13 protein-coding genes are annotated in these 12105 nt (G+C 72.8%); 9 read left to right on the forward strand and 4 right to left on the reverse strand.

All coding sequences use genetic code 11. From position 1 onward, the window contains the following. Window positions 1-121: 121 nt before the first annotated feature. Together CLV28_RS08400 and CLV28_RS08405 are read left to right on the forward strand one after the other, a co-directional pair. Window positions 122-886, forward strand: a complete 765-nt coding sequence (locus CLV28_RS08400) for an alpha/beta fold hydrolase (protein ID WP_100422832.1) — start codon at window positions 122-124, stop codon at window positions 884-886. Window positions 887-921: 35 nt separating this feature from the next. Further along, the gene (locus tag CLV28_RS08405; protein WP_100422833.1) at window positions 922-1743 is read left to right on the forward strand and encodes an alpha/beta fold hydrolase; all 822 of its coding nucleotides are present in this window, start codon (window positions 922-924) and stop codon (window positions 1741-1743) included. A gap of 60 nt (window positions 1744-1803) precedes the next feature. On the opposite strand, the gene CLV28_RS08410 is transcribed toward CLV28_RS08405, so the two are convergent. Both CLV28_RS08410 and CLV28_RS08415 read right to left on the reverse strand, forming a co-directional pair. Beyond that, the gene (locus CLV28_RS08410) at window positions 1804-2346 is read right to left on the reverse strand and encodes a hypothetical protein (protein ID WP_100422834.1); all 543 of its coding nucleotides are present in this window, start codon (window positions 2344-2346) and stop codon (window positions 1804-1806) included. A 48-nt stretch (window positions 2347-2394) separates the two neighbouring features. Next, window positions 2395-3567 carry a N(5)-(carboxyethyl)ornithine synthase gene (locus tag CLV28_RS08415; RefSeq protein ID WP_100422835.1) on the reverse strand — a complete coding sequence of 391 codons (1173 nt, stop codon included), beginning with the start codon at window positions 3565-3567 and terminating at the stop codon, window positions 2395-2397. A 308-nt stretch (window positions 3568-3875) separates the two neighbouring features. On the opposite strand from CLV28_RS08415, the gene CLV28_RS08420 reads away from it, so the two are divergent. After that, entirely contained in the window at window positions 3876-6242 is a 2367-nt protein-coding gene (locus tag CLV28_RS08420; RefSeq protein WP_100422836.1) for a glycosyltransferase family 29 protein, read from the forward strand. After that, window positions 6239-7324, forward strand: a complete 1086-nt coding sequence (locus tag CLV28_RS08425) for a glycosyltransferase family protein (RefSeq protein WP_100422837.1) — start codon at window positions 6239-6241, stop codon at window positions 7322-7324. The genes CLV28_RS08420 and CLV28_RS08425 overlap by 4 nt, the downstream gene beginning before the upstream one ends. Here CLV28_RS08425 and CLV28_RS08430 read toward each other — a convergent pair. Together CLV28_RS08430 and CLV28_RS08435 are read right to left on the reverse strand one after the other, a co-directional pair. Further along, window positions 7284-7700: a hypothetical protein gene (locus CLV28_RS08430; RefSeq protein WP_100422838.1), complete on the reverse strand. Its 417-nt coding sequence runs from the start codon at window positions 7698-7700 to the stop codon at window positions 7284-7286. The two genes, CLV28_RS08425 and CLV28_RS08430, sit on opposite strands and share 41 nt — an antisense overlap. Next, window positions 7697-9139, reverse strand: coding sequence for an MFS transporter (locus CLV28_RS08435; RefSeq protein WP_239073194.1), 1443 nt, complete (start codon window positions 9137-9139; stop codon window positions 7697-7699). Before CLV28_RS08435 ends, CLV28_RS08430 begins: the two co-directional genes overlap by 4 nt. A gap of 80 nt (window positions 9140-9219) precedes the next feature. Between CLV28_RS08435 and CLV28_RS08440 the strand changes: the two genes are divergently transcribed. The 5 genes from CLV28_RS08440 (at window position 9220) to nusB (ending at window position 11911) form a co-directional block, all read left to right on the forward strand. Beyond that, window positions 9220-9663, forward strand: a complete 444-nt coding sequence (locus CLV28_RS08440) for a type II 3-dehydroquinate dehydratase (RefSeq protein ID WP_100422840.1) — start codon at window positions 9220-9222, stop codon at window positions 9661-9663. Between the two features lie 49 nt (window positions 9664-9712). Next, entirely contained in the window at window positions 9713-10312 is a 600-nt protein-coding gene (locus tag CLV28_RS08445) for a SatD family protein (RefSeq protein WP_100422841.1), read from the forward strand. Continuing rightward, entirely contained in the window at window positions 10309-10737 is a 429-nt protein-coding gene (locus tag CLV28_RS08450; RefSeq protein WP_100422842.1) for a hypothetical protein, read from the forward strand. The genes CLV28_RS08445 and CLV28_RS08450 overlap by 4 nt, the downstream gene beginning before the upstream one ends. A 192-nt stretch (window positions 10738-10929) precedes the next feature. Further along, window positions 10930-11493: an elongation factor P gene (gene efp / locus CLV28_RS08455; RefSeq protein ID WP_100422843.1), complete on the forward strand. Its 564-nt coding sequence runs from the start codon at window positions 10930-10932 to the stop codon at window positions 11491-11493. Between the two features lies 1 nt (window position 11494). Then, a complete protein-coding gene (nusB, locus tag CLV28_RS08460; RefSeq protein ID WP_100422844.1) occupies window positions 11495-11911 on the forward strand; it encodes a transcription antitermination factor NusB in 417 nt (138 codons plus the stop codon). Window positions 11912-12105: the final 194 nt, after the last annotated feature.

The raw sequence follows: 12105 nt of genomic DNA on the forward strand, positions 1-12105 counted from the left end.
GATCAGCAGGAAGGCCTGGCAGCGACCGAACTCCTCCTGCGAAGTTCCTGGTGCCCAGGTTCGCCGCGCGATGGGATGGCTACGAACGCGGCGCCGGGCCGCGGTGCCCGAGGAGAAGACTATGGCCCCCAGCGCTCCCACGATCGTGCTCGTCCCCGGCGCGTTCGTCGACGCCGGCGGGTGGGCACCGGTGGTCGAGCTGCTCCTGGCCGAGGCGTTGCGCGTCGTCGTCCCCGCGCTTGAGTACCGCAGCCTCGCCGCCGACGCCGCGACCGTCCGCTCGTGCATCGACGGGGTCGGCGGGCCCGTGCTGCTGGTGGGGCACTGCTACGGCGGCGCGGTGGCCACGGTCGCCGGGACGCACGCCGCCGTCGTCGGCCTGGTCTACGTCGCGGGGCACGCCCTCGACGTGGGCGAGAGCATCACCTCGCTCGAGGGGACGTTCGACGACGCGGGCCTGGGAGACCACCTCGTGCGCGAGGAGCGGGCCGGCTCCGTGCACGGCACGCAGACGTCGCTCACGGTGAGCGTCGACCGGTTCCCCGACGTCGTCGCCGACGGTCTCCAGCTCGAGATCGCCCGGATCCTTGCCGTCTCGCAGCGACCCGTCGCGGCGCAGGCCCTCGACGAGCGCAGCGACCGGGCCGCCTGGCGGACGACCCCGACCTGGGGTGTCGTCGCGCGCGACGACCAGGTCGTGAGCCCCGCCCTGCAGCGCCACGTCTACGCACGGGCCGGGGCGCGCGCCGTCGTCGAGCTCGACGGCCCGCACCTCGTGATGCACACGCACCCCCTCGACGTCGTCGAGGTTCTCCGCGCCGCCCTCGGCGACCTCGACAGGTCCTGGGCGACGCGGTCGCACCACCTGACCCACCCCGCCCGGTGACCCCACCGGTGCGCACCGACGAAGGAGCTGACGAGATGCCGTACATCACCACCCAGGACGGGACCGAGATCTTCTACCAGGACTACGGGACGGGCCGTCCCGTCGTCATGAGCCACGGCTGGCCCCTGAGCTCGGACGCCTGGTCGTACGAGCTCAAGGTGCTCGCCGACCACGGGTACCGGGCGATCGCGCACGACCGCCGCGGCCACGGCCGCTCCGCGCGGACGCACCACGGCAACGACATGAACACCTACGCGGCGGACCTCGCGGACCTCGTCGAGATCCTCGACCTGCGCGACCTGACGGTTGTCGGGCACTCGACCGGTGGCGGGGAGGTCGTGCGGTACGCGGCGCGGCACGGGGCGGGGCGCGTCAGCAAGGTCGTCACCGCCGGCGCCGTGCCGCCCGTCATGGTGCGGTCCGACACGAACCCCCAGGGCACCCCGATCGAGGTGTTCGACGGCATCCGCGCCGGGGTGCTCGCCGACCGCTCGCAGTTCTTCCAGGACCTCACGGAGACCTTCTTCGGGGCGAACCGCCCGGGTGCGGCGATCTCCCAGGGGCAGCGCGACGACTTCTGGCGCCAGGGCATGCTCGCCGGGCTGCAGGCCGCGTACGACTGCGTCAAGGCGTTCTCCGAGACCGACTTCTCGGACGACCTGCGCGCGCTCGACGTGCCGGTGCTCATCGCGCACGGCGACGACGACCAGATCGTGCCGATCGAGGCGGCCGCGCACCGAGCCATCGACCTCGTCAGGCTCGGCACGCTGAAGGTCTACCCGGGCGCACCCCACGGCGTCGTCGGCGACTACCAGAAGGCGCTCGTGGCCGATCTGCTGGAGTTCCTCGAGGCGTGACCGGTCCCGGGCGCCGCACCGTGCGGCGCCCGGGGATCCCCCGACGTGATCGCGAGCGGCTCACTCCGTGATGCCGTTCTTCTCGACGTCGAGCGCCACGAGGTCCCGGGTGGTCTGCACGCACTCGCGCCACCAGGCGTGCACGTTCTCGAACTCGTCGCTGTCGGTCGACGTCATGCGGATGACCGGGAAACCGCCGTCGGTGACGGGTCCGTTCATCCAGACCGCGCTGGTGTCCAACACGACGTCGGATACGCAGATCGGGACGAGTTCTTCGAGCGGGGGGAGCTCGTCGAAGTAGTCGCTCGCGGTGTCGAGATGCACCCATGCTCGTTCCCACAGTTCGCCGGCGCCGATCTCGTCGGTGCCCAGCACGGTCCCCTCGAGAAACGCGTCAGGCCACCCGTTGATCTCGCGCAGCAGCGCCTCGTGCTGGGCGTCGAGCTCGAACCCGATCCGCGCCTGCGCGGCGGCGATCGCCGCGTCGTCAGCACCGATGCGGGGGATGGTCAAAGGCCACGATGACGAGACGTGCGCCAGGCGTGTGCGCCACGAGGTCGCCTCGCGCACGAGGTCGCCCCACGGGACGTCGGTGCCGCTCATCGTCTCGTCGCCCTCGTCTCGTCGCCCTCGTCACAGCGACATCCTGGCCTACGCCGGTCGGGCACCGCCACCGTCGCGCACCCGTGGGGTGTGCGGGTAGGCGGCGTCGCGGCCCTGGAAGGCCAGCACGGCCGGGTTGCGCACGACGCCGTCGTGGATCTCGATCGCCCGGGAGATGGTCTCGTTCGACTCCCACGCCTCGCGCCCGCCCATCACGGTGCCGAGGAACGGCAACAGCGCCGCGCTGATCTCCCAGGTCGCGGAGTTCCACAGGTACGACGGGCTGTGGTCGACGCCGTAGTACAGCACCCCGTCGCCGACGGTGAAGGTGGGCTCGTCGAACGTCGTGGGTCGCGCCCACGTGAAGCCCATGCCCTCGTCGCACGACACGTCGACGACGACCGTGCCGGGGGAGAGCTCGCCCAGGTCGTCGTCGGTCATGAACGTCAGCGGGGCCGCGACGTCCTGCAGCACGCAGTTGACGACGACGTCGTGCTCGCCGAGGAACGCGGGCAGCGGCACCCGACCCTCGGCCGTCACGGCGTGGCTCACGCGCTCGCCCGTGTGGTCGTCGTCGAGGTGCACGATCCGGGCCGAGTGGATCGGCGCGGCCACGGCGGCGACGTGCCGGTGCGTCAGGACGTCGACGTCGTGCACGCCGAGCGCGTCCAGCGCGGTCACCGCACCGCGCGCCGTCGCGCCGAACCCGATCACGACGGCGCGCAGTCGCGGCCCGTAGTCCCCGGCGATCCCCGCGAGCTGCATGGCGTGCAGCACCGAGCTGTACCCGGCGAGCTCGTTGTTCTTGTGGAACACGTGCAGGTTGAACGCCCCGTCGCGGCTCCAGTGGTTCATGGCCTCGAACGCGATCAGGGTGAGCCGGCGGTCGATCGCGAGCTGCGTGATCTGCGGGTCCTGCACGCAGTGCGGCCACCCCCACAGCGTCTGACCCTCGCGCAGCTCGGCGACGTCGGCGGCCAGGGGCTTGGGTGCCAGGATCACGTCGCACCCGGCGAGGAGCTGCTCGCGCGTGCGCAGCCCGCCGACCCACGGCGCGACCTGCGCGTCCCGCAGCCCGAACCGCTCGCCGTACCCGTGCTCGAGGAACACGCGGGCCCGCAGGTCGTCCGGGATCTGGGCGAGGTGGCGGGGGTGCAGCGCGAGCCGCAGCTCGTTCTCCTTGCGCGAGTGCGCGACGACGCCGAGGGTGAGCGGGGTCATGAGGTGTGCCTCCGAGGCCCTGGCGGTTCCGAGACGGATCGCGACAGCAGCCACCGGGCCCGCGAGGGAGGCTCTGCGCGCCACGGTACGCGAGTGCGGTGGCGCCACCGACCACCGACCACCGACCACCGCACGACGCCGCAGCTCCCGTCCGCACCCCCGTCGGCACCGCCCGTCGTGCTCGACGTCCGGCACGGCCCAGGGGTTCGTCGTCGGTCAGGACACCGTTCACCGGCGGTTCATCGCCCGGCCGTGCGGGTGGGGTCTACTCCACGGGTTGGGTGTCCACGACGACGAAGACCGGTGTGATGAAGCGAAACCTGAGAGACATCTCCGTGACGCGCGCGGCTGCGTGGCGGCTGCGGGTCCTGGCCGAGCGGCTCTCGGGCGAGCGCCGCCGGCCCGCACGCCGCCCCGGCGGGTCGTCGGACGACCTCGCGCTCACGCGCGCCGAGTGGCGCGACCAGGGCCCCACGCCCGCGCTGGTCGAGCGGGCCCGGTCGATGAGCCAGAACTCGGTCGCGTGGTCGGTGCTCCCGGCCCGGCTGTGGCTCGTGTTCGCGGGCGCGCTCGTCGAGGCGGGCGAGCACGAGCACGCGGAGCGGATCGTGCGCACGTGGATGCGCCGCCGCGACGACGCCGACACGCTCGCGCTGTGCCTGCCCGTCGCGCAGTTCGCCCGCGACCTCGGCATCGGCGCGCGCCCGGTCGCGCGCGCGGCCGCCGCGGCCGACGTGCTCGCCGCGAACAGCGATGCCGACGTCGTCGGTGCGCTCGTGCGCCACGGCTCCGTCGCTGTCGTCGGCAACGGCCCCGGCAACCTCGGCTCGGGACGCGGCGAGGAGATCGACGCGCACGACCTCGTGGTGCGGTTCAACAACTTCCCGCGCGGGTACGAGGCGGACTACGGCTCCCGCACCGACGTGTGGGTTCGTGGGGCGCACCCGGACGTGCGCGACCGCGCCGGCATCGAGGACTTCTCGCTCGTGCTGTGGGAGATGGACGTGTTCCGCAACGTGCTCGAGCGGCCCGCGCACGGCGAGGTGCTGTACCGGGACACGCAGTTCGCGCCCGAGAAGATCGCGCACGTGGACACCCGCACCAAGGCCGCGCTGCGCTCGCGGTCGGGTCTGCTGCTGCCCACGAGCGGCGCGCAGCTGCTGTGGATGCTGCACGAGAGCCGTGGGTCGTTGCGCGACGTCGACGTGTACGGGTTCTCGACGGTCGACGGCACCGACGAGGTCGGGCACTACTTCGACGCGCTCGGGGACATGGGCACCCGGCACGACGTCTCGGGCGAGGGGGAGTTCCTGCGCGGGCTGCTCGCCGGCGTCGACCTGCCCGGCCCGGCGTCGTCCGCGGCCGGGCCCGGCGCGACGTCCGCCACCGACCCTGACGCCACCGACCGCGATGCCACCGACCACGATGCCGACGGCACCGTCGTGGTTGGGTGGGCGTACCGCCAGTACGACCCCGCGAACGGCAAGACTGGTGGGCCGGCCGGCGTGCTCGCGACCCAGCGCCTCGCGCTCGGGGACGACCTCGACGGTCGCCGGCTCGAGTACCGGTTCGACGACGGCGGCAAGGCTGAGCTCGCCGCACGGCTCGAGGTCCAGCTCACGGGCCTGAGCAGCAAGGTCGCCGACATCGTCCTGGGCGCCGAGGTGGTCCAGTGTGACCCGGACGTCGCCCGGTGGCGCGCCCAGGGGCGCACCCTGCTGTTCGTGTGCCACGACCTCGGGACGGCCTACGGCGCCCACCTGCTCGGCGTGCCCTACGTGCTCGTCTACCACCAGCAGGGCAGCACCGTGCAGGAGATGCGGTCCAACGGGCGACGCCCCACCGCGCACGAGGAGCACGTCGCGCAGCGCCTCGAACGCGTCGTGCTCGAGAACGCGCAGCAGGTGTACTTCCCGAGCCTCGGCGCGCTCGAGACCTACCGCTCGACCGCCCGGATCGTGGACCCCGGCGCGATCGCGTTCGCCGACCGGGCGCTGCACAACACCGTGTCCGCCGTCGACCACGCCGAGGGTCAGGACCGCGCCGCCCAGCGCGCCGCGATCCGCCGTGAGCTCGACATCCCCGACGACGACGACGTGCAGGTGTTCGTCAGCGTCGGCGACTTCAACCACGACAAGGGCCTCGACCGGGTCCCGGACCTCCTCGACCGCTACGTGCGGCTCACCGGGCGCAAGGTGCTGTGGGTCGCGGTCGGCGGCGCGTCCGACCCGGCGCTCTTCGGGCGGCTGCGGGCCAAGCAGAAGAAGTGGCGCTTCGACGCACGCCTCGTGGGGGAGCGCATGACGCACGACAAGCTCCTGGCTCTGCTCGACCTCGCCGACCACTACGTGATGCTGCACCGCAACGCGATCTTCGACCTCGCGACGCTCGAGGCGATGCGCGCCGGCAAGGCGCTCGTGCTCTCGCCCGTGGGCGGCAACCGCGAGGTCGACAAGGACTCCAACGTGCTGTTCGTGACCGACGAGACGCTCGACGACGCCTGCCGGGTGCTCGAGACCCGCGACCCGGTCGCCTGGGGCGAGCGCAACCGCCAGGTGTTCGACGAACACTTCAGCCTCGGCCGGTTCGCCGACAGCTACCGGGTGATGATCGAGGAGAACCTCCGCGCGCTCGAACCCGCGACGAGCGAGCCGCTCGCGGCGGTCGCCTCGTGAAGCGCGCACTGTGGATCACGTGCGGGACCCGCGGCAACGCCGGCGACGCCCTGCTGCACGAGGTCACCCCCCGGCTCTTCGACGGACTCGTCGACCTCGACTTCCGTGCCGTGAGCGAACCCGCCTACCTGCGCCGCGGCGACACCCCCACCGACAACGTCGTGATCGGCCCCGGCGGGCTCTTCGTCCAGACCAACTCCTCACGGCACCTGCACGCCAAGCTCGCCAAGCAGTGGGACCGCTTCGAGTCCAAGAAGTTCTTCCTGTGGTCGACCGGCGTGCTCGAGCAGCCGTCCGACGCCGAGCTCCCCGCCGTGCGGCGCGTGACCGCACGCGCACCCCGCATCGTCGTGCGCGCCACCAAGGAGGCCGAGCTCGTCCGCTCGATCGGACCCGTCACCTCACCCGAGTGGGCGCCCTGCGCCTCGCTGTTCACCGACCGGCTCCTCGACGTGCCCGACCGCACCCGCGACGTCGTCGTGCTCAACCTCGACTCGTTCCTGTTCACGCCGGACAACGCCGCCGACCACCCCCTGCGCCGGTTCGTCGACCACGCCCGCGCGCACGGGCTCGACGTGCGGTCCATGGTCAACGCCGCCGGCGACTTCAACCGATACCAGCTCGACATCGCACCCCCGATCGAGATCGACGCCCGCCCCTTCGCCGACGCGCTCGACGACACCCTCGACGGCAAGGCGTTCCACCAGACCTACAACGCGGCGCTCGCGGACCACCCCTCGTTCGGGGCGCGCTACACCGACTGCCGGTTCGCCTTCGGCAAGCGCCTGCACGGGTGGCTGCCGTTCCTGGCGTTCGACAAGCCTGCGGCGTTCGTCGGCATGGCGGCGCGGCGGGGGATGCCCCGCGACTACTTCGGCTCGGACGAGTTCCTGTGCGCGGTCCCGCGGCGCACCGGCATGTCGCGTCAGCAGCTCGAGACGATGGCCGACGCCATGATCGAGAAGCTCACGTACTTCATCGACCACGAGGACACGCTGACCAAGCAGATCGCCGAGCGGCGCGAGGAGCTGTGGCAGCAGCTCACGCGCCAGGCCGCGGGGTTCGCGGACGCTCTCGCCTGAGCCCTTGAACGGTCGGCGCTGCGGCGGACGGCGCGAGGGACGCGGCCACGGCGCGGGCGGTGTGCTGCGGCGTGCTGCCCGCGGTGAGCACGACCCCGGTCGCGACCTGGCGCGTCAGGGGCTCGTCGAGCCACCTGGCGAGGAAGTCGTGCCCATCCGCCGTCCAGGTGGTGCCCTTGGTCTCCAGGCACCGGCGCCGCAGCACCGCGTACGCGGCGTCCCGGTCCTGGCACGGCAGCACGAGGCGGACGTCGGGGCAGGCGGCGAGCACGCGCGCGACCTCCCGGCCGTGGGCCGGGTCGGTGTACGACGTGTGACCCGCCCCGAGCGCGACGACCGCCCCGGGCGACCGCGTCACGACGCGCCGCGCGCTCACGGTGCCTCGGGCGCCGGCGGGGCGTCGGCCGTCGGCACGGCGACGTCCCGCCGTCCGCCCACGCCCCGGCCCGCCGGAAAGCGCACGCCGAGCAGCAGCACCAGGCCGACGGCGATCACGGCCACGATGCCGAGGATCCCCCAGTACTGGGCCCCGCCGAGCGCGATCGCGGTCGAGAACGCCAGCGGCGCCAGGAAGCTCGCCGCGCGTCCCGTCGTCGCGTACAGGCCGAACGCCTCGGCCTCGGCGCCCGGGTCGCTCAACCGTGCCAGCAGCGCACGGCTCGCCGACTGCGCGGGCCCCACGAACGCCGTCAGCAGCAGCCCCCACACCCAGAACGCGCCCGCCCCGCCGTCGTGCAGCACGAACACCGCGACCCCCGCGACCACGAGGCCCACCAGGGCCACGACCACGACCCGGCGCGGACCGATCCGGTCGTCGAGCCAGCCCGCCGCGATCGTCGACGCCCCCGCGACCAGGTTCGCCGCGATCGCGAACACGATCACCTCGCCCGCGTCGAACCCGAACGTGCCCGCCGCGATCACCGCCCCGAACGTGAACACCCCGGCCAGGCCGTCGCGGTACACGGCGCTCGCGACGAGGAACCACAGCGTCGAGCGGCGTGTGCGCCACAGCCGGGCCACGTCCCGACCCAGGCGCCGGTACGCGTCGAGCACCCCCGGGCGGGACCCCGAGGCGGCGGGCGTGCCCGGCGCGGGGGAGCTCACGCGCTCGGGCACCGCGAGCATGACCGGCACCGCGAACACCGCGAACCACACCGCCGACAGCACGACCGACACCCGGATATCCATGCCGTCCTCGCCCGTGACGCCGAACCACCCGACGTCGGGGTCGATGAACCCCACGAACAGGATCAGCAGCAGCACGATCCCGCCCACGTACCCCGCGCCCCACCCGATCCCCGAGACCCGACCGATCGTGCGCGGCGTCGAGATCTCCAGCAGCAGCGCGTTGTACGCGACCGACGCGAGCTCGAAGAACACGTTGCCCACCGACAGCAGCACCACGCCCAGGATCACCGCGTCCGCCCGCGACCCCGGCGTGGGGGACACCGCGAACATCGCCAGCATCGCCGCGACCGTCGCCGCCGTGTTGACGCCCAGCCACACCTTGCGCCGACCCTGCGCGTCCGCCAGCGCCCCCAGGGCCGGCGCGAGCACCGCGATCAGCGCACCCGCCGCCGTCAGCCCCCAGCCCAACCACTGCGTGTGCTGCGCCGTGACGGCGTCCGCGTCCGCACCCGCCTCGACGAACGCGTCGGACGTCAACCACACCGTGAACACGAACGTCGTGACCACCGCGTTGAACGCCGCCGACCCCCAGTCCCACGCCGCCCACGCGATCACCCGCCCCCGGGCGGTACGACGACCCACGAGGGGTCCGGCAGTGGTCGGCGTCACATCAGCGTGGTCAGGCACCCGCGCATGCTAGCCCCTGCAGACGTCCGCGCGGTGTCCATCACGGCCCCCGACGCGACCGATGGCCCTAGGCTGCACGCATGACCAGCGTGCTCCTGCTCAACGGACCCAACCTCGGACGCCTCGGCGTGCGCGAGCCCGACGTCTACGGCTCGACCTCCTACGCCGAGCTCGTCCGCCTCGCCGCCCGCTGGGGCGACGAGCACGACCTCGCCGTCGACGTGCGCCAGACCGACGACGAGTCCGAGATCGTGCACTGGCTCCACGAGGCCGTCGACACCCGCGCCCACGTGATCATCAACCCCGCCGCGTTCACCCACTACTCCTACGCGATGCGCGACGCCGCCGCGCAGGTCACCAAGTCCGGCCTGCTCCTGGTCGAGGTCCACATCTCCAACCCCCACGCCCGCGAGACGTTCCGGCACACCTCCGTGATCTCCGGGGTCGCGACCGGCACCATCGCCGGGTTCGGCCTCGGGTCGTACCGGCTCGCGGTCCAGGCGCTCGCGGACGCGCTCGCCTGATCAAGCCCCAGTCCTTGATCGGCGCTGATCAAGGGTCTAGGGTTGATCCATGTTCGTCCTGACGATCGACCAGCGCGGCAGCACCCGGGCGCCCGACCGCGTGCCGGCGCTCCTCGCGACGATCGAGCGTGCGACGGGCGGCCGGGGCGTCGTCCTGCCGTTCGAGCGCACGGTGGGCGACGAGCTCCAGGGCCTGCTCGACGACGCGGCCGTCGTGCTCGACGTCGTCGCCGCGGTGCTGCGCGACGCCGCGTGGAGCCTCGGCCTCGGCATCGGTGCGGTCGCGACCCCGCTGCCCGCGAGCACGCGTGCAGCGACGGGGCCGGCGTACCTGCACGCACGCGAGGCCGTCGAACGCGCCAAGACCCGTGCCCCGACCGTTCCGCTCGCGGTGACCGGACCCGACGAGCGCGCCGCCGACGAGATCGAGGCGCTGCTGCGCCTGCTCGGCGCGGTGATCACCCGTCGCACGCCCGCGGGGTGGGAGGCTGTCGACGCGCTCGACCGCCTCGGCAGCCAGACGCAGGTCGCGACCCACCTCGGGATCAGCGACCAGGCGGTCAGCCAACGCCTGCGCGCCGCGCTGCGGGCCGAGGAGCGCGCCGTCAGACCCCTCGCCACCCGCCTGCTGGAGGACGCCGACCGATGACCATCACCTGGACCTCGACGATCGTGACCGTGATCGCCCTCGCGGTGAGCGTCGCCGGGGGAGCGTGGCTCACGCCCGCCGTCCTGCGCGCCGCCGCCCGGGCGTCCGCCGACGAGGCCCCGCAGCGCACGACCTACGCGGAGTCGGAGGCCGCCGAGGAGGGCCCCACGGGGGCCGTCGCGGTGCAGGCGCTGCGCGGCGGCATGTGGGTCGGGCTGCTCGAACGCTTCGCCATCACCGGCAGCGTCCTGGCGGGGTTCCCGGCCGGGATCGCGGTCGTCGTCGCGATCAAGGGGCTCGGGCGCTACCCCGAGCTGCGCGACAACCCGGGCGCCTCGGAGCGGTTCGTGGTCGGCACGCTCGCCTCGGTCGTGTGGTCCGGGCTCGTGGGCTTCGGCGCGCTCGCGCTGATCGTGGTCCTGTGACCAGGCTCGTCGGCTAGACTGGACGGAGTTTTGCGCGCCCCGGGACCCGTCGTGCCCGTGCGTGGGGCCCTCGCGTGCAGCCGCACGCACGAGCGTCCACGCGCGAGCGGTCGACCCGCGCGGGCGCCGCACAGGCGACAGCCCGGGCGAGCGTGTGCTCGTCACCATCACGGACACGACAGGAAGATCGACGTGGCAACGACCAACGACATCAAGAACGGCACCGTCCTGCGCATCGACGGTCAGCTCTGGACGATCATCGAGTTCCAGCACGTCAAGCCGGGCAAGGGCGGTGCGTTCGTGCGCACCAAGATGAAGAACGTGATCTCGGGCAAGCAGGTCGACAAGACCTTCAACGCGGGCCTCAAGATCGAGACCGCGAACGTCGACCGCCGCGACATGCAGTTCCTCTACAAGGACGGCGACGACTTCGTCGTCATGGACACCTCGACGTACGACCAGATCAACCTCCCGGCCGCGGTCGTGGGCGAGAACGAGAAGTACATGCTCGAGGGCGTCATGGTCACGGTCGCCTCGAACGACGGCACGCCGCTGTACACCGAGCTCCCCGCGTCGGTCGTGCTCGAGATCACCTACACCGAGCCGGGCCTGCAGGGCGACCGCTCGACCGGCGGCACCAAGCCCGCGACGCTCGAGACCGGTGCCGAGATCCAGGTCCCGCTGTTCCTCGAGCAGGGCGTCAAGGTCAAGGTCGACACGCGTGACGGCTCGTACCTCGGCCGTGTGAACGACTGACGTGGGCGCTCGCACCAAGGCGCGCAAGCGCGCCCTCGACGTCCTCTTCGAGGCCGACCAGCGCAAGGTCGACGCCGGCACGCTGCTGGCCGACCGCCTGGTCGAGCCCGGCACCGAGGCGTCGCTGCCCCAGTACGCGGTCGAGCTCGTCGAGGGCGTGCTCGAGCGCCGCGAGCGCATCGACGAGCTGCTCGAGACGTACTCGCACGGCTGGACGATCGACCGCATGCCGTCGGTCGACCGGGCGCTGCTGCGCATCGGCACGTGGGAGGTCCTCTACAACGACGACGTGCCCGACGCGGTCGCGATCGACGAGGCCGTCGACCTGGCCCGTGCGCTCTCGACGGACGACTCGCCGGACTTCGTCAACGGCCTCCTGGGCCGGATCCTGGACCTCAAGCCGACGCTGCTCGGCTGAGTCCCGCCCGTGCCGCCGGCCCGGACGACGTCGCCCCACTGGGTGCGTCGTCCGGGCCGTCCGCGTCCCGCGCCGGGTCGCCGACGGGTGTGACCGATCTCGCCGCCCGGATGCCGGGACACCGCCGGGCCCCGCGACCCCGCGGGGTTAGGGTGGGACCGTCAGACATCCTTTAAGGCCCGTCCGGTGAGGCG

Source organism: Sediminihabitans luteus, assembly GCF_002797595.1.
Lineage (GTDB): Bacteria > Actinomycetota > Actinomycetes > Actinomycetales > Cellulomonadaceae > Paraoerskovia > Paraoerskovia lutea.